The sequence below is a fragment of the Pseudomonas sp. Arb-4-2C genome (assembly GCF_055755015.1).
On record NZ_CM146899.1, the window covers coordinates 4,288,897 to 4,304,143 of the forward strand.

17 protein-coding genes are annotated in these 15,247 nt (G+C 59.7%); 7 read left to right on the forward strand and 10 right to left on the reverse strand.

What is annotated here, in order from left to right:
- Positions 1–66 precede the first annotated feature (66 nt).
- Positions 67–660, forward strand: a complete 594-nt coding sequence (gstA, locus tag AC0J41_RS19460; protein ID WP_025112846.1) for a glutathione transferase GstA — start codon at positions 67–69, stop codon at positions 658–660.
- A 114-nt stretch (positions 661–774) separates the two neighbouring features.
- Here the strand turns inward: gstA and AC0J41_RS19465 are convergent, their stop codons facing one another.
- The 4 genes from AC0J41_RS19465 to AC0J41_RS19480 all read right to left on the reverse strand — a co-directional run bounded on the left by AC0J41_RS19465 (position 775) and on the right by AC0J41_RS19480 (position 4,217).
- Positions 775–1,788, reverse strand: a complete 1,014-nt coding sequence (locus AC0J41_RS19465; RefSeq protein ID WP_473013355.1) for an ABC transporter substrate-binding protein — start codon at positions 1,786–1,788, stop codon at positions 775–777.
- Positions 1,785–2,312, reverse strand: a complete 528-nt coding sequence (locus tag AC0J41_RS19470) for a sigma-70 family RNA polymerase sigma factor (protein ID WP_473013356.1) — start codon at positions 2,310–2,312, stop codon at positions 1,785–1,787. Before AC0J41_RS19470 ends, AC0J41_RS19465 begins: the two co-directional genes overlap by 4 nt.
- Positions 2,313–2,426: 114 nt before the next feature.
- Positions 2,427–3,218 carry a phosphate/phosphite/phosphonate ABC transporter substrate-binding protein gene (locus AC0J41_RS19475; protein WP_473013357.1) on the reverse strand — a complete coding sequence of 264 codons (792 nt, stop codon included), beginning with the start codon at positions 3,216–3,218 and terminating at the stop codon, positions 2,427–2,429.
- A gap of 57 nt (positions 3,219–3,275) precedes the next feature.
- Complete coding sequence (locus tag AC0J41_RS19480) at positions 3,276–4,217, reverse strand: fatty acid desaturase (protein ID WP_473013358.1); 942 nt, start codon at positions 4,215–4,217, stop codon at positions 3,276–3,278.
- Positions 4,218–4,541: 324 nt separating this feature from the next.
- Here AC0J41_RS19480 and AC0J41_RS19485 point away from each other — a divergent pair, with 324 nt between their 5' ends.
- Positions 4,542–4,952: a GNAT family N-acetyltransferase gene (locus tag AC0J41_RS19485; protein ID WP_025112841.1), complete on the forward strand. Its 411-nt coding sequence runs from the start codon at positions 4,542–4,544 to the stop codon at positions 4,950–4,952.
- Between the two features lie 39 nt (positions 4,953–4,991).
- Here AC0J41_RS19485 and def read toward each other — a convergent pair whose 3' ends face one another.
- From def to AC0J41_RS19500, 3 genes are all read right to left on the reverse strand, one after another.
- The gene (gene def, locus AC0J41_RS19490; protein WP_473013359.1) at positions 4,992–5,531 is read right to left on the reverse strand and encodes a peptide deformylase; all 540 of its coding nucleotides are present in this window, start codon (positions 5,529–5,531) and stop codon (positions 4,992–4,994) included.
- Between the two features lie 2 nt (positions 5,532–5,533).
- Entirely contained in the window at positions 5,534–6,484 is a 951-nt protein-coding gene (locus AC0J41_RS19495) for a YihY/virulence factor BrkB family protein (protein ID WP_025112839.1), read from the reverse strand.
- A gap of 163 nt (positions 6,485–6,647) precedes the next feature.
- Positions 6,648–6,839: a CsbD family protein gene (locus tag AC0J41_RS19500; protein WP_025112838.1), complete on the reverse strand. Its 192-nt coding sequence runs from the start codon at positions 6,837–6,839 to the stop codon at positions 6,648–6,650.
- 196 nt (positions 6,840–7,035) lie between these two features.
- Between AC0J41_RS19500 and AC0J41_RS19505 the strand changes: the two genes are divergently transcribed.
- Positions 7,036–7,413 (forward strand): hypothetical protein, encoded by a 378-nt coding sequence (locus AC0J41_RS19505; RefSeq protein WP_007951149.1) that lies wholly within the window; start codon positions 7,036–7,038, stop codon positions 7,411–7,413.
- 150 nt (positions 7,414–7,563) lie between these two features.
- Here AC0J41_RS19505 and fadD1 read toward each other — a convergent pair whose 3' ends face one another.
- Complete coding sequence (gene fadD1 / locus AC0J41_RS19510; RefSeq protein ID WP_025112837.1) at positions 7,564–9,261, reverse strand: long-chain-fatty-acid--CoA ligase FadD1; 1,698 nt, start codon at positions 9,259–9,261, stop codon at positions 7,564–7,566.
- 354 nt (positions 9,262–9,615) lie between these two features.
- Positions 9,616–11,304, reverse strand: coding sequence for a long-chain-fatty-acid--CoA ligase FadD2 (fadD2, locus tag AC0J41_RS19515; protein ID WP_473013360.1), 1,689 nt, complete (start codon positions 11,302–11,304; stop codon positions 9,616–9,618).
- Positions 11,305–11,546: 242 nt separating this feature from the next.
- On the opposite strand from fadD2, the gene AC0J41_RS19520 reads away from it, so the two are divergent.
- Positions 11,547–12,491, forward strand: a complete 945-nt coding sequence (locus tag AC0J41_RS19520) for a lysophospholipase (protein ID WP_473013361.1) — start codon at positions 11,547–11,549, stop codon at positions 12,489–12,491.
- Between the two features lie 42 nt (positions 12,492–12,533).
- Complete coding sequence (locus tag AC0J41_RS19525) at positions 12,534–13,004, forward strand: MaoC family dehydratase (protein ID WP_003227420.1); 471 nt, start codon at positions 12,534–12,536, stop codon at positions 13,002–13,004.
- 120 nt (positions 13,005–13,124) lie between these two features.
- Here the strand turns inward: AC0J41_RS19525 and AC0J41_RS19530 are convergent, their stop codons facing one another.
- Positions 13,125–13,592, reverse strand: a complete 468-nt coding sequence (locus AC0J41_RS19530) for a ferritin-like domain-containing protein (protein ID WP_473013362.1) — start codon at positions 13,590–13,592, stop codon at positions 13,125–13,127.
- A 206-nt stretch (positions 13,593–13,798) separates the two neighbouring features.
- Here AC0J41_RS19530 and AC0J41_RS19535 point away from each other — a divergent pair, with 206 nt between their 5' ends.
- Both AC0J41_RS19535 and AC0J41_RS19540 read left to right on the forward strand, forming a co-directional pair.
- The gene (locus tag AC0J41_RS19535; RefSeq protein WP_025112833.1) at positions 13,799–14,035 is read left to right on the forward strand and encodes a DUF3820 family protein; all 237 of its coding nucleotides are present in this window, start codon (positions 13,799–13,801) and stop codon (positions 14,033–14,035) included.
- Positions 14,036–14,065: 30 nt separating this feature from the next.
- Entirely contained in the window at positions 14,066–15,247 is a 1,182-nt protein-coding gene (locus AC0J41_RS19540; RefSeq protein WP_025112832.1) for an aminotransferase class V-fold PLP-dependent enzyme, read from the forward strand.

Below are 15,247 nucleotides of genomic sequence, written 5' to 3' on the forward strand. Positions count from 1 at the left end.
GATTAATTTTACCGAGCGAACGCTGCACTATGACACTGGCGCCAAATCCTCACCAGAGAGCTGCCGATGAAGCTGTATTACGCCCCGCAAGCCTGTTCGCTGGCGCCGCACATTGTGTTGCGTGAACTGAAACTGCCCTTCGTGTTGATCCGTGTCGACAACCGCAGCAAGCGCACTGCCAGTGGCGAAGACTTCCTCACGATCAATCCCAAGGGTTATGTTGCGGCCCTGCAACTGGACAACGGCGCGATGCTGACCGAAGGCCCGGCAATCCTGCAGTATCTGGCGGATCTGCAACCGCAATCGGGGCTGGCCCCGGTGCCGGGCAGTTTCGAGCGGGTGCGCTTGCAGGAGTGGCTGAACTTCGTCTCGAGCGAGATCCATGGCGGACTTGGCGCCCTGTTCGACGAGCGCATGCCGGCCGAGGTGATCAAGGAGAAGTTGTTCAAGCGTTTTGCGGTATTGGTCGCGGTGCTGGAGCAGCAGGATTATTTGCTGCCGGGCGGCTTCAGCGTGGCCGATGCGCTGCTGTTTGTGGTGCTGCGCTGGGCCGGGTTGTTCGGGATTGAGCTGGAGCAGTGGCCGGCGCTGGCGCGGTTTCAGGCACGGATTGAGCGGCGGCCGACCGTGATGGCGGCGTTGGCGGCGGAAGCGGCGTAGGCCTTTGGATCATTCGCGAGCAAGCCCGCTCCCACACTGGATTTGTGGTGTGCTCAAACCCCTGTGGGAGCGGGCTTGCTCGCGAAAGCTATCGGTCATTCAACACAAAACCCCTTACAGACTCCCACTCACCTTGCTCGCCACCTCCCCCGGCACCCACCCCTTCCACACTTGCGGCTGATCGCGCAAAAACGCTTCGGCGACCTGACGCGGTGGCTGGCGTTTCTCGCTCATTGCGGCCAGCGTCCGGTTCAGCAGATCAATCGGCAGATCGACCTTTTCAAAGAACGTCACCAGCTCCGGGTACTGCGCCTTGAACGGCGCCGATACGCCAATCGCCAGGCTCGCCGGCATCGAACGGGTGCCCTTGGGATTCGGGTTATTGGCATCGGCCAGGGTCTTCCAGGCTTCGGCATCGAACGGCGGCTCATCGAGCTTCACCAGTTTGAAGCGGCCCAGCAACGGCGTCGGCGACCAATAGTAGAACAGCACCGGTTTGCCCCGTTTGATCGACGACGCCACCTCGGCATCCAGCGCCGCACCTGAGCCGGTGCGGAAGTTGACGAAGCTGTCGGTCAGCGCATAGGCCTTGAGCTTCTGGCTGTTGACGATCTCCGAAGTCCAGCCGGTCGGGCTATTGAGGAAACGCCCACGGCTCGGGTCTTCCGGATCGCGGAACACCTCCTTGTAGCGCGGCAGGTCGGCCACCGACTTCAGCTCCGGCGCCAACGGTTTGATCCCGCGCTCGGGGTCACCCTTGATCACGTATTCCGGCACCCACCAGCCCTCGGTCGCACCCTTGACCGTGTCGCCCAGGCCGAACACCTTGCCTTCAGCCGCCGCCTTGACCCACGCCGGACTGCGCCCGGCCCATTCCTCGCCGATCACTTGAATGTCGTTTTTCGCCAGCGCCGCTTCCAGGCTGACGGTGCTGCCCGGCAGCGTGTCGGTCGGGTAGCCGTAGCCTTTTTCGACGATCAGCCGCAGCACTTCGGTGATGAAGCTGCCGCTCTCCCAAGTGATGTCACCGAAGTGGATCGGCGCGGTTTTCTCCGTGGCGGCAACGGCGCCGACGCTCAGGCTCAGCGCCAGCAGCGAGCTGCCGAGCAAGGTTTTGATCAATCTCATGCGGACCTCTTGTCTGTCAGGATTTGATTGGCGCTGTGGCGGTCGCACAGGGCTTGGGAGCGGTTCATGTACACGCTGACCGAACGTTGCGAGATGCCCAGTTCGGCGGCGATTTGCGGGTAGGTCAGGCCATCGACGCGCGCCAGCAGAAAGGTCGAACGGACCTTGCCGGGCAGGCGCTGCAGGCTGCGGTCGAGGCGGCTCAGGGTTTGTCGCTGTTGCGTGAGTTCTTCCGGCGAAGCGGCACACTCGGCCTCGACGTGCTGCGCATGGCGCCGCGCCAGATCGGCACGCCGCCAATGCTGATAGAGCAGGCGTTGGGCGATGGTGGTGAGCAAGGCGCGGGGTTCGCGGATGGCGGTCAGCGCGGGCGCTTCGAGCAGTTGCACGAAGGTTTCGCACGTCAGGTCTTCGGCACTCGCCGGGTCTTGCAGTTGGCGGCTCAGGTAGTTGCGCAGCCAGTGGTAGTGGGCGCGGAACAGGCCGTCAACGGTGTGGCGATGGAATGGATCGGCGCCGGACATAGGGGCTCCTTGGCAAGGGGTCGCTGAATGTCCGGTGATCCGGTGGCGCGATCGTAGCAAGGCGCCTTATTCGTTAAAAATACTTAAAAAGAATCTTTATATTCCATAAAGAAATTAGCGAAGTAGGTCATACCCCTGTGCCTGGGCCTCGCGTTGATAGCCGAGCAGGACTTCATAATCGCTTTCGCTGGCTGGTAATACGTGAGGCAGTCCAAGGGTGCGCGCGACGTCGGGCAGCTCATCCAGCGACTGATTCATCACCCGGAGCAACTGCTCGATCTGCTCATCCGTGGCGGTGGCAGCGGTAATGAACGGCAGGGTCGGGCTCAATGCACTGCGCGCCACGATCCGCAAACCGCTGACCTCATCCGGCGCATATTGCGCAAGGTACGCATAGGTCACGCTGTCGATGGCCGCCAGATCGCCGCGATCCTCGCGCACCCAGCGCAGGCTCTCGCGGTGCGCCCCGCTGATGCCGACAGTGGCGAAGAACTGCCCATCGCGGTGCAACGGCGCCAGACGCTGGCGCAACAGGTTCATGCCGCTGTTGGAGTCGTCACTGTTGATCACCCCGCGACTGCCGTGAAAATCCACCAGGGTGCTGCGTGCATCGTCAGCACGGCTGAGGATCAGGCTGCAGTGATTGCCGGCACTGGCGTCCGGCAGTTCGTAACGTGGACGCCCGACGATGCGCACCCGATTGCGCAGCAAAGTCATCAGCGGATAGCCGCAGGTTTGCGTCAGCAACAGGTTGGGTGACAACCAGATATCGGGGAGCGACAGGCCTTCTGCATTCAGGCGGGCATGGCCGAGGTGCTCGAGGATGCGGGTGATCCAGCGTTCGCTGGCCGCACGAATGGGCTCGGGGGCGGTGTACATCAGCAGTTCGGCGAGGTGTTGGGGCATACACAGTGTCCCTGCAAATCAATAACCCTGTGGGGGGGGGCGGTGGTGTTCTTCGGATCAGTGGAAGGGATGCTGCGGACTGTCGATCGGCCTGAACCCGTTCTGCCGCCACAACTGCCCATACCCCTGCACCAGAAACCCGCCACTGCGCGCCACCCATTGCTCGCGGCGCATCCGGTAAGCCTGGGGCAGGTCGTACCACGCCAGCTTCGGCAGGTCATGATGCACCAAATGAAAATTCAGATTCAGAAACAGCCAGCGCCACGGCCAACCGGCCTCGTTGAGCACGGTGCGCTGCTCCGGTTGCGCGTGCGGGCGGTGTTCATAGTAGGAGCGGATCAGCGCAATCGACAGCGCCGGCACACTGATCAGCAACAAGTAATGCCAGACCGGCAACACGCTGTAGCGGGCGATGAACCACAGCATCAACAAGGTGAACGCGCCGTGGGTCAACCACATCAGCCAGGCCTGGCGTTCGCGGTTCTTCAGGCGTTGCAGCTCTTCACCGGCCAGCGTCAGTAACGCCAGCGGCGCACCGAGCAAAAAGCGCCCGAGCACGGTCTTGTTCAACCAGTGCAAGCTGCGCTCGAACAGCGAACTGCCCTGCCAGCGCGCCGCTGTCAGGTAACGGCTTTCCGGGTCGACACCGGGCACGGTCAGGTCTTCATCGCGGTGATGCAACAGATGGCTGTCACGGTACAAAGTGTACGGATACCACACGGCAAAGGGTGCGTAGCCGAGTAGCTTGTTGAGCCCTGTCCAGCGCGTCGGATGACCGTGCAGCAACTCGTGCTGCACCGACAGCCACAGGACCAGCAGCGGAATCAGCAGCAATGTACTCACGCTTCGACCGAGCCACTGGCTGTTGAGCAGGATGGCGAACCAACCGGCGTACACGCCGATCAGCAGCAACCAGGTAGGCCATTCGGTGCGGGCGGTGAAGCGTTGGCGCAGGGTTTCGATCTGTTGCCGGTGATCGGCGTCGAAGTAATGGGACATGGCGTGGCTCGGAACGGGAGTCTTCCCCTTCTGTGCAACGAGGCCGCTGAATCTTGCAGATTATTTTTGCGCTTGAACGGGAGCCCGAGAACCGGGCCCCCGAGGGACATGATCAATGACCGAAAATATCGACTTTCTTGGCCTTCTTCTCCGCACGCTTTTCAATGGCGGTCTTGGCCGGTTTTTTCTTCGCGGCTTTCTTTGAATCCATACCTTTGGACATGATGCGTACTCCACTCACAGGAATGTAGGCTCAGGTATACACCTATCCTGCGTCGCCCGTTCTTTTATAATCGGCGCTTTGCCCGCCGACAGTCCGATCCCATGTCCGATACCCAGTACGTCCTGCTCGACGAGCCTTTGTGGCCGTTGATGAACAAGTTTTACCGCAGCCACCAATCGTCGATGAAGGCGGTACGCGATGCGCAATTGTGGGTGGCACGCCGCGAAGAGATCGTTGCCGCGCTGTGCTTGCGCCCGGTGGCGGGTGGACGCTGGTTGACGGGGTTGTTTGTCGATCCCGCGTGTCGTGAGCAGGGGATTGCCGCCGAGTTGATCGCGGCGGCCGTGCAGGGTGTGACAGAGCCGGTGTGGCTGTTCTGCCATCCGGACTTGCGCGGGTTTTATGAACGCCGCGGCTTCAGCTTCGACCCTGCCCTGCCCCAGGCGATGGCGGAACGGTTGAGCCGGTATGCACGGAGCAAGCCGATGATTGCAATGGGGCTGGAGCCATAAAGATCAAAATGTGGGGCATTGGAATGAAGGTTCTCAGAATCAGTCGTCCGCAGCGGGATCGAGATCCGGGAACATCACTTCGGTAAAACCGAACTTGCTGAAGTCGGTAATGCGCGACGGGTACAAGCGGCCGATCAGATGATCGCACTCATGCTGCACCACCCGCGCATGAAAGCCAGACGCCACGCGCACGATCGGCTCGCCCTTGGGATCGAAGCCTTCGTAGCGAATCTGCTGATAACGATCCACCGCACCACGCAGACCGGGCACCGACAGGCAACCTTCGAAGCCCTCTTCTGTCAGCGGACTCAACGGCGTGATCAGCGGATTGATCAGGATTGTCTGCGGCACTGCTTCAGCCTCGGGATAGCGTTCGCTGTGCTCGAAACCGAAGATCACCAGTTGCAGATCGACGCCGATCTGCGGCGCAGCCAGCCCAACGCCGCCGACGCTTTCCATGGTCTGGAACATGTCATCGATCAGTTGCCACAGCTGCGGGCTGTCGAACATCTCGGCCGGCACCGGCGGGGCGATGCGCAGCAGGCGTTCGTCGCCCATTTTGAGGATTTCACGAATCATGATCAGGCTTCGTCAGTGTCCGGCTTGAGCGAGTGGTCGCGTCCCAGGCCCGAGACATGTTGTTTGGGGTGTTCATCGAGTTCGCCGGGGACTTTCTCGCCCTCATCCTTGCCCTCGCTGGACATGTGTTCAATCACCGCATTCATCTCGGCCCCAAGCAGCAGCACGGCGGCGGAAATATAGAAATACAGCAACAGCACGATGATCGCCCCGATGCTGCCATACATTGCATTGTAGTTGGCGAAGGTTTTGACATAGAACGCAAAGCCCAGCGAGGCGACGATCCACACCACCACAGCCAGCACCGAGCCTGGGGTGATGAAGCGGAATTCCTGTTTGACGTCGGGCATCACGTAGTAGATCAGGGCCACGGCGACCATCATCAGAATCACGATCACCGGCCAGCGCGCGATCGTCCACACCGTGACAATGACTTCTTCCAGGCCAACCTGCGCGGCAATCCAGCCCATCACCTGCGGCCCGAGCACCATCAGCGCAGCGGCGGCCAACAGCATGCCGGCGATTCCGACGGTGTAGAAAATCGACAGCGGAAAGCGCTTCCAGATCGGCCGGCCTTCGACCACGTCATAGGCCGCGTTCATCGCGCTCATCATCAGGCGTACGCCGGCAGAGGCGGTGTACAGGGCGATGACAATACCGACCGAGAGCAAGCCACCCTTGGACTGCTGCAACTGATCGATCACCGGGTTGACCTGTTCGAGCGCCTGCGGCGGCAGCACCAGTTCCGATTGCAGACGCAGCCAGGTGAAGAAGTCCGGCAGGTGCAGGAAACCGATCAGGGCAATCAGGAACAGAATGAACGGGAACAGCGAGAACAGCATCTGGTAGGCCAGTGCCGAGGCGTAGGTTGACATCTCGTCGTCGATGAATTCAGTCACCGTGCGCACCATCACCCGGTGCAAGGGCAGACCTTTCATGTCTGGAAAAATCATTCGCGTCTCCTTTCGCCGCAAAACAGGTTCAAGTCGTGGCGACTCAGGGGCCGTTTTTTACATCACGGTAGCCTACTTGGCGACCTTCGTGGATGACCGTGGGGTTTTGACACAAAAACGGCCATCCTTGGATGGCCGTTCCTGTGTTTCGTTCAAGGCTGGATTACGCCTTGTCGATGGTTTTCTTCACTGCATCCTTGGCTTTGCCAACGGCTTGCTGGGCTTCGCCTTTTTTCTCTTGAACCTTGCCTTCGGCCTGCAGCTTGGTGTTGTCAGTGGCTTTACCAACACCTTGCTTGATGTTGCCGACCGCTTCGTTGGCCATGCCTTTTACTTTATCGCCAGTGCTACTCATGGTGTTTCTCCTTGGTGCATTGAAGGGGAAAAGTCAGTACGTAATGATTGACCGGGCGGGTTTGCCGCGAGTTTCATTTATTTTTGCCCTTCATTTCGTCGTGCAACACAGGTTGGGCTTTATGTTTGCCCCGCAAGCCCCGAGAATGCGCACCTATGGGCGCCGTGCGCCAACGATCAGATCCCGCAGGAATGTTATGAAACTCGATAAAAAGCAGGCCATTGCCCGTCGCAACCAGGAACTGGGCGGTGCTGTGCTCGGCACCAACAACTGCCACTTCGCCGAACTGAACCGCAACCGCAACATCTGGTGGTTCGACCTGCCGGTGTCGCGCCTGGCGATCGGTCAGTACGAGTGGATTCACCTGTTGATGCACACCCCGGCCACCGACGAACTGCTGCACCTGAAAGTGCCAACAGTGTTCCTGCGGGAAAAACTCGAAGGTCTGGTGATTCGCAATGAAGGCAAGCGCAAGGCGGCATTGAGCCTGGAACTGAGTGCAGACAAGGATTCGTATCTACAGGACATGCGTCCGGCGGGGACCAACGTGAATTTCGCGCCGTTCCGCCAGTAACAGCAAAGCTTCGCGAGCACGCTCGCTCCCATATTTGACGGTATTCCAACTGACATGTGGGAGCGAGCCTGCTCGCGAAGACGGCCTCACCGTCACTACAAATCTACCGCCAGCCCCAACAAAAAGCCCCGCATCTGCGGGGCTTTTTATTCAGGCGGCGGACTTCGCCTTGATCTTCTTCAGCTCTTCGTCACGCAATTCGCGGCGCAGGATCTTGCCGACGTTGGTGGTCGGCAGCGCATCGCGGAACTCCACCGAACGCGGGACCTTGTAGCCGGTGACGTTGGCGCGCATGTGCTCCATCACGGTTTCCTTGGTCAGGGTCACGCCCGGCTTGGCGACGATGAAAATCTTGATCGCCTCGCCCGACTTCTCGTCCGGCACACCGATGGCAGCGCACTGCAACACGCCCGGCAGCGTCGCCAGCACGTCTTCCAGTTCGTTTGGATAGACGTTGAAACCGGAGACCAGAATCATGTCTTTCTTGCGATCGACAATGCGCATATAGCCATCGGGCTGGATCAGCGCGATGTCACCGGTCTTCAGCCAGCCTTCGCTGTCGAGGATCTCGTCGGTGGCTTCCTGACGCTGCCAGTAGCCCTTCATCACTTGCGGGCCTTTGACGCACAGTTCACCGATTTCGCCCATCGGCTGCTCGACACCGGCATCGTCGATGACTTTGCACAGGGTCGACGGCACCGGAATGCCGATGGTGCCGATCTGGATGTTCTGGATCGGATTGACCGTGGCCACCGGGCTGGTTTCGGTCATGCCGTAACCTTCGCAGATCGAGCAACCGGTCACCGCTTTCCAACGCTCGGCTGCGGCCAGTTGCAGGGCCATGCCGCCGGACAGGGTGACTTTCAGGTTGGAGAAATCCAGCTTGCGGAAGCCTTCGTTGTTGCACAGCGCCACGAACAGCGTGTTCAAGCCGACAAAGCCGCTGAACTTCCACTTCGACAGTTCCTTGACCATCGCCGGCAGGTCGCGCGGATTGCTGATCAGGATGTTGTGGTTGCCGATCAGCATCATCGCCATGCAATGAAAAGTGAACGCATAGATGTGGTACAGCGGCAGCGGCGTGATCAGGATCTCGCAGCCTTCGTTGAGGTTCGAGCCCATCAGCGCCTTGCACTGCAGCATGTTGGCGACGAGGTTGCGGTGCGTCAGCATCGCGCCCTTGGCCACGCCGGTGGTGCCACCGGTATATTGCAGCACCGCGACATCACTGCTGTGCGGGTTGGCTTCAGCCACAGGCTGGCCCTGGCCCTTGCTCAGCACGTCGTTGAACTTGACGGCCTTGGGCAGGTGGTAGGCCGGCACCATCTTTTTCACGTACTTGATCACGCTGTTGATCAACAGGCGTTTGACCGGCGGCAGCAGGTCGGCGACTTCGGTGACGATGACGTGCTTGACGCCGGTTTTCGGCACCACGGTTTCCGCCAGGTGCGCCATGTTTGCCAGGCAGACAAGGGCTTTGGCACCGGAGTCGTTGAATTGGTGTTCCATTTCCCGCGCGGTGTACAGCGGGTTGGTGTTGACCACGATCAGCCCGGCGCGGATCGCACCGAAGACGGCGACCGGGTACTGCAGAACGTTGGGCAGTTGCACGGCGATTCGATCACCGGGCTGCAAGTCGGTATGCTGTTGCAGATACGCGGCAAATGCACCGGACAATTCGTACAGTTCACCGTAGGTGATTGTCTTGCCCAGGTTGCTGAAAGCCGGTTTGTTGGCGAAGCGTTGGCAAGATTGCTTCAACACTGCCTGAATATTCGGGTACTCGTCTGGATTGATGTCGGCAGCAATTCCAGCCGGGTATTTATCCTTCCAAAAGTCTTCGATCATGGAAGCCCACTCCTCAGCAACGCGAATTCTTCACCGCATTTGATGCGATTATTATTGGTGTGTGTTTTGTATTGGTGAATCTGGCTTTTAGATAGGCCGAGAAGTCACAAAGCGCGCCGAGAGTAGCAGCTTTGCCGAGGGCCGACTAGAGCCAAAAGCGGCCTCCATGGTCACTTTGATGACTCAAGACTTTCTAACAGTCATTTTAGAGCAAAAATCCTATAAAGCCCTGAAAGCCCCGGTTTTCGGGGTCATCAAACAAAAATTCGCAAGCAGGCTCGCTTCCACAGGGACTACATCTATCCCTGTGGAAGCGAGCCTGCTTGCGAATGCGCGAAGCGCAGCCATCAAGGGCTACGCGATATCGCGCAACTCCCGCCGCAGAATCTTCCCGACGGGCGTCATCGGCAACGACTCGCGCAGCACGATGTGTTTCGGCACCTTGTAAGCGGTGAAATTCTCTTTGCAGTAGGCCTTGAGTTCTTCGAGGCTGATCCCGGTTTCCCGCGCCACCACAAACAGCTTCACCGCCTCCCCTGATCGCTCGTCCGGCACACCGATCACCGCGCAGTTTGCGACTTTCGGGTGGGCCATCACCACGTCTTCGATCTCGTTGGGGTACACGTTGAAACCGGAGACGATGATCATGTCCTTCTTGCGGTCGACGATGCGCACGAAACCGTCCGGGTCGATCACCGCAATGTCACCGGACTTGAACCAGCCCTCGGCGTCCAGCACTTCGGCGGTGGCTTCGGGCTTGTGCCAGTAGCCTTTCATGATCTGCGGGCCTTTGATGCACAGTTCGCCGCGCTCGCCCATCGGCTGCTCGACACCTTCGTCATCGATGACTTTCAGCAGCGTGCCCGGCACCGGCAGACCGACCGTGCCCAGACGCGACTTGTCGCCATACGGGTTGGTGCAGGCCACCGGCGAGGTTTCGGTCAGCCCGTAACCTTCGGTGATGCGGCAACCGGTGATCTGCTCCCAGCGCTCGGCGGTGGCCTTGACCAACGCAGTACCGCCGGAATTGGTCAGTTTGAGGCTGGAAAAATCCAGGGTCTTGAAGTCCGGGTGATCCATCAGCGCAACGAACAGTGTGTTGAGCCCCAGCAGCGCCGAGAAGCGCCAGTTCTTCAGTTCCTTGATGAAGCCTGCGATGTCCCGCGGGTTGGTGATGAGCACGTTGTGGTTGCCGGAAACCATCATGCACATGCAGTTCGCGGTGAAGGCATAGATGTGATACAGCGGCAGCGGCGCCACCATCACTTCCTGCCCTTCGCGCAATAATGGCTGGCCGTCAGGCCCCAACTGCGCGAGACACGCACGCACCTGCTGCATGTTCGCCACGAGATTGCCGTGGGTCAGCATCGCGCCTTTGGCCAGGCCGGTGGTGCCGCCGGTGTATTGCAGCACGGCGATGTCGTCGAGGCCGACTTTCAGCGGCTTGATGCCCAGACCACGACCCAGGCGCAGCACACTCTTGAACGAGATCGCCTGCGGCAGCGAATAGTCCGGAACCATTTTCTTCACTTTGCTGACCACGGTGTTGATCAGCCAGCCCTTGGCGGCGGGCATCATGTCGCCCATCTTCGCTTCGATCAGGTATTGAATGTCCGTGTCGGGCAGCACTTCCTGGACCTTTTGCCCGAACATGTTCAGGTACACCAGCGCCCGGGCACCGGAGTCCTTGAACTGGTGGCGCATCTCACGCGCGGTGTACAGCGGGTTGGTGTTGACCACGATCAGCCCGGCGCGCAAGGCACCGAACACGGCAATCGGATATTGCAGGACATTGGGCATCTGCACCGCAATGCGATCGCCCGGCACCAGATCGGTATGCGCTTGCAGATAACCGGCGAAGGCGGCGCTCTGGCGTTCGAGCTCAGCGTAAGTCAGGGTCACGCCCATGTTGCTGAACGCCGGACGGTCCGCGAACTTCTTGCAGGAACGCTCAAACACCTCGATCACCGACTTGAACTCGCCCATGTCAATGTCCAGCGGTACGCCAGCGGGGCGTTTATCATTCCAGAAATCAGGTTGCATTGTTCTTGTCCTCTTTACCTGAATCGATCCGGGAGCCGCTTTTCTGTCGTTTTGCTCTTGTTCCTTAAAAGCAAAAAGCACAAAGCGGAGCTTCACGGACACTAGCAGTTATGGCCATTGAGGCAAATATGGGCGATGGCGACATTGATCGTATGAATCTTCCTGCCGTGGCGTGGGCTGATCGGACGCGCTATACAATGCAACGACTGCGGGCCGTTACCGCTCGATAAAAAGGAATTGCCATGATCCACCACGCCTTCTGGCTGGACGCGAGTGACCGCAGCCGCCTGTTCGTCAACCAGTGGCTGCCGGCCGCGCCATTGAAGGCGGTGATCCTGCTGGCCCACGGCATGGCCGAACACAGCGCACGCTACGAGCGGCTGGCAGAAGCGTTTTGCGCACAAGGTTACGGTGTCTACGCACCGGACCTGCGCGGCCATGGCAAGACCGCCAACCACGGAACACTCGGGCATTTCGCCGATGACGATGGCTGGTGCAAGGTGATCGGCGATCTGGCCAGCCTCAATCAGCACATCGGCCAGCAACATCCCGACGTGCCGATCATCCTGCTCGGGCACAGTATGGGCAGCTACCTCGCCCAGGGCTATCTGCTGCACCACAGCGCCAGCCTGCACGGGGCGATTCTCAGCGGCTCGAACTTTCAGTCGGTGGCGCTCTATGGCGCGGCGCGGCAGATCGCCCGTCTCGAGAAACTGCGTCAGGGCGCCAAAGGGCGCAGTGCGTTGATCGAGTGGTTATCGTTCGGCTCGTTCAACAAAAAATTCAAACCGGCGCGCACGCCGTTCGACTGGCTGAGCCGCGACCCGGTCGAGGTCAACCTGTACGCCAATGACCCGTTGTGCGGCTTTCGCTGCACCAATCAATTGTGGATCGATCTGCTCGGTGGCTTGCAGCAAATCAGCAAAGCGTCCAATCTCGCCCAGATCGACCCGGGCCTGCCGCTGCTGGTGATCGGCGGTGAATGTGATCCGGTGAGCGAAGGCAAGCGTCTGACAGATCTGGCCGGTGCGTTGCGCACAGCCGGCAGCCAGAACCTGCAACTGAAGATCTACCCGCAGGCGCGGCACGAATTGTTCAATGAAACCAATCGCGACGAAGTGATTGCCGATGTGCTGACCTGGATCGACCAGGCGCTGAGCCATCGTCGGCCTCACCGCAGCGAATAATTTTTGTGGATTCACTTTAATCCGTCACAGGAATCAAGACCGATGACCCAGGTTACCAACATCCCTTACGAAGCCCTCGAAGTCGGGCAGACCGCCAGCTACAGCAAAACCGTCGAAGAGCGCGACATTCAGCTGTTCGCCGCGATGTCGGGCGACCACAACCCGGTGCACCTGGACGCCGAGTTCGCCGCCGCCAGCATGTTCAAGGAACGCATCGCTCACGGCATGTTCAGCGGCGCACTGATCAGCGCTGCCGTTGCGTGCGAGCTGCCTGGGCCGGGCACCATCTACATCGGTCAGCAGATGAGCTTTCAGAAGCCGGTAAAGATCGGCGACACCCTGACCGTGCGCCTGGAAATTCTCGAGAAGCTGCCGAAGTTTCGCGTGCGCATCGCCACGCGCGTGTTCAACCAGCGTGATGAGCTGGTAGTGGATGGCGAGGCTGAGATTCTCGCGCCGCGCAAGCAACAGACCGTGACGCTGCCGACTCTGCCGGCGATCAGCATCGGTTAAGCAGTTACGCAAAAAAGTGGGAGCGAGCCTGCTCGCGAAAGGGCCGGGTCAGCAACAACCTCGTTGCATGACACACCGCATTCGCGAGCAAGCCCGCTCCCACAGGTTTTTCAGTGAAGCTTACGAACGGGCGCGAGCCTGATTACGCAGGGCTTTGACCTGATCGTGATTGCGTTGCACACCATGGTATTGGCGCTCGACCAGATCACGAATACCGACCAGATTGTGCTTGTTGATTTTCTCGATGGCTTCACGATAAGCCTTCAGGGCGTGGTCTTCACCGCGCTCGGCTTCATTGAGTACGGCCTCCTCGTCTTTGCCGGTGAACATGGCTTTGACGTCGACCCAACGACGGTGCAGGTCGCCGCTGACGCTGGTAGAGGTTTCCGGATCACCGCCCATCGAACGCACGGTTGCCTGCAGTTCAGCCGCTGCTGTAGCGCAATCAGCTGAGCGCCTGGCGAACAGCGCCTTGAGTTCCGGATGTTTGATGTCTTCAGCGCAAGTCTTGAACCCTTCCTGACCGTCCTTGCTGGTTTCGATCAGGTCGTTGAGTACGGAGATGGCTTCTTTATTCATGTCGGTCATTTTTCAATTCCTTGCGATCGGTGGAAGATGCAAGGGTTATTGCAGTGTGCGTGCCAGCTTTTAAAATTGATTTTTTCCTTTATTTATCAATCACTTAAAAATAAATGAACCATCTGTATCACGGTTATTTGCATGAACTGTCATTTGGCCTGCATGCAGAATGCCTGTATTTTCCAGACTGTCTTGAAACCCGATGATTGTCGCTGATGAATCCTGAAAAGCTTGAACTGCTGATCACCCGTGAAATGCCCTTCGGCAAGTACAAGGGCCGGATCATTGCCGACCTGCCGGGGCCGTATCTGAACTGGTTTGCCCGCGAAGGCTTCCCGCACGGTGAACTCGGCGGGCTACTGGCGCTGATGCACGAAATCGACCATAACGGTTTGTCTGACCTGCTCGAACCACTACGCGCCAAACATGGCAAACCTGCCCCGCGCCACTGAAGCGCCCTCCTCCCTGGAACCGAGCCGATCATGCCTGACAACACCCGCCGTGCCCGTGACGAAGCGTTCTGGCAGACCTTCGCCGACCGCTATGAAGCGCAAACCGGCCCGCTGAACCTGGAGAACGGTTATTTCGGACGCATGTCGCGCACGGTGATCGAGGACTACCAGCGCAATATCGAGCAGATCAACACCAGCAACTCGGTGTATGTGCGCCAGCGTTTCGAACAGCACGACAGCCTCGACATCCGTGCGCAACTGGCGGAGATGATCGGCGTGCGAGCGCAGAGCGTGGCCTTCACCCGCAACGCCAGTGATGCGCTGCAGTCGCTGATCCGCAATTACAACCGTCTGCAACCCGGCGACCAGGTGCTGATCTGCGACCTCGAATACGACACGGTCAAAGGGGCCATGCGCTGGCTGGCACGGCATCGCGGCGTGGACGTGATCGAAATCAGCCACACCCACCCGGCCAGTTTCGACAGCCTGCTGGACACGTACCGCGAAACCTTCATCCGTTATCCGAAACTCAAGCTGATGGCGCTGACCCATGTCACCCACCGCACCGGACTGGTGATGCCGGTACAGGCGATCGCCGCGCTGGCGAAACAACACGGGGTGGACATCATCCTCGACGGCGCCCACGCCCTCGGCCAGATCGAGTTCAACCTCGAAGCACTGGGCATCTCGTTTGCCGGGTTCAACCTGCACAAGTGGATTGGCGCGCCGCTGACCCTGGGTTTTCTGTACATCGCCCCACAACGCCTTGCCGACATCGATCCGGACATGGGCGAAATGCACTTTCCGGCCAGCGATATCCGCGCCCGTACGCCGTACAGCACGCCGAACATTCCGGCGCTGATGACCCTGCCACTGGTGTTCGAGGAGCACCGCTCGCTCGGCGGCGCGGCGGCCAAAGGCGCGCGACTCAATTACCTGCGCAACCTGTGGGTCAGCGCGGTGCGGCACCTGCCGGGGATCGAAGTCATGACCCCGGACGATCACCGCCTGTATTGCGGCATCACCTCGATGCGCTTCACCCGCCACGCCGACCAACAGGCGATGGTCGAGCGACTGCTCAACGAGTACAACCTGTTCACCGTGGTGCGCAACGGTGCGGCGAGCGGGCCGAGCATCCGCATTACACCTGGGCTGACCACCACCGCTGCCGACATGCAGACGCTGACCCGCGCCCTCAACGAGCTACGCTGA

Coding starts and splice junctions, on each gene's coding strand:
- gstA (WP_025112846.1), top strand. CDS start 67: ATGAAGCTGTATTACGCCCCGCAAGCCTGTTCGCTGGCGCCGCACATT.
- AC0J41_RS19465 (WP_473013355.1), bottom strand. CDS start 1,788: ATGAGATTGATCAAAACCTTGCTCGGCAGCTCGCTGCTGGCGCTGAGC.
- AC0J41_RS19470 (WP_473013356.1), bottom strand. CDS start 2,312: ATGTCCGGCGCCGATCCATTCCATCGCCACACCGTTGACGGCCTGTTC.
- AC0J41_RS19475 (WP_473013357.1), bottom strand. CDS start 3,218: ATGCCCCAACACCTCGCCGAACTGCTGATGTACACCGCCCCCGAGCCC.
- AC0J41_RS19480 (WP_473013358.1), bottom strand. CDS start 4,217: ATGTCCCATTACTTCGACGCCGATCACCGGCAACAGATCGAAACCCTG.
- AC0J41_RS19485 (WP_025112841.1), top strand. CDS start 4,542: ATGTCCGATACCCAGTACGTCCTGCTCGACGAGCCTTTGTGGCCGTTG.
- def (WP_473013359.1), bottom strand. CDS start 5,531: ATGATTCGTGAAATCCTCAAAATGGGCGACGAACGCCTGCTGCGCATC.
- AC0J41_RS19495 (WP_025112839.1), bottom strand. CDS start 6,484: ATGATTTTTCCAGACATGAAAGGTCTGCCCTTGCACCGGGTGATGGTG.
- AC0J41_RS19500 (WP_025112838.1), bottom strand. CDS start 6,839: ATGAGTAGCACTGGCGATAAAGTAAAAGGCATGGCCAACGAAGCGGTC.
- AC0J41_RS19505 (WP_007951149.1), top strand. CDS start 7,036: ATGAAACTCGATAAAAAGCAGGCCATTGCCCGTCGCAACCAGGAACTG.
- fadD1 (WP_025112837.1), bottom strand. CDS start 9,261: ATGATCGAAGACTTTTGGAAGGATAAATACCCGGCTGGAATTGCTGCC.
- fadD2 (WP_473013360.1), bottom strand. CDS start 11,304: ATGCAACCTGATTTCTGGAATGATAAACGCCCCGCTGGCGTACCGCTG.
- AC0J41_RS19520 (WP_473013361.1), top strand. CDS start 11,547: ATGATCCACCACGCCTTCTGGCTGGACGCGAGTGACCGCAGCCGCCTG.
- AC0J41_RS19525 (WP_003227420.1), top strand. CDS start 12,534: ATGACCCAGGTTACCAACATCCCTTACGAAGCCCTCGAAGTCGGGCAG.
- AC0J41_RS19530 (WP_473013362.1), bottom strand. CDS start 13,592: ATGACCGACATGAATAAAGAAGCCATCTCCGTACTCAACGACCTGATC.
- AC0J41_RS19535 (WP_025112833.1), top strand. CDS start 13,799: ATGAATCCTGAAAAGCTTGAACTGCTGATCACCCGTGAAATGCCCTTC.
- AC0J41_RS19540 (WP_025112832.1), top strand. CDS start 14,066: ATGCCTGACAACACCCGCCGTGCCCGTGACGAAGCGTTCTGGCAGACC.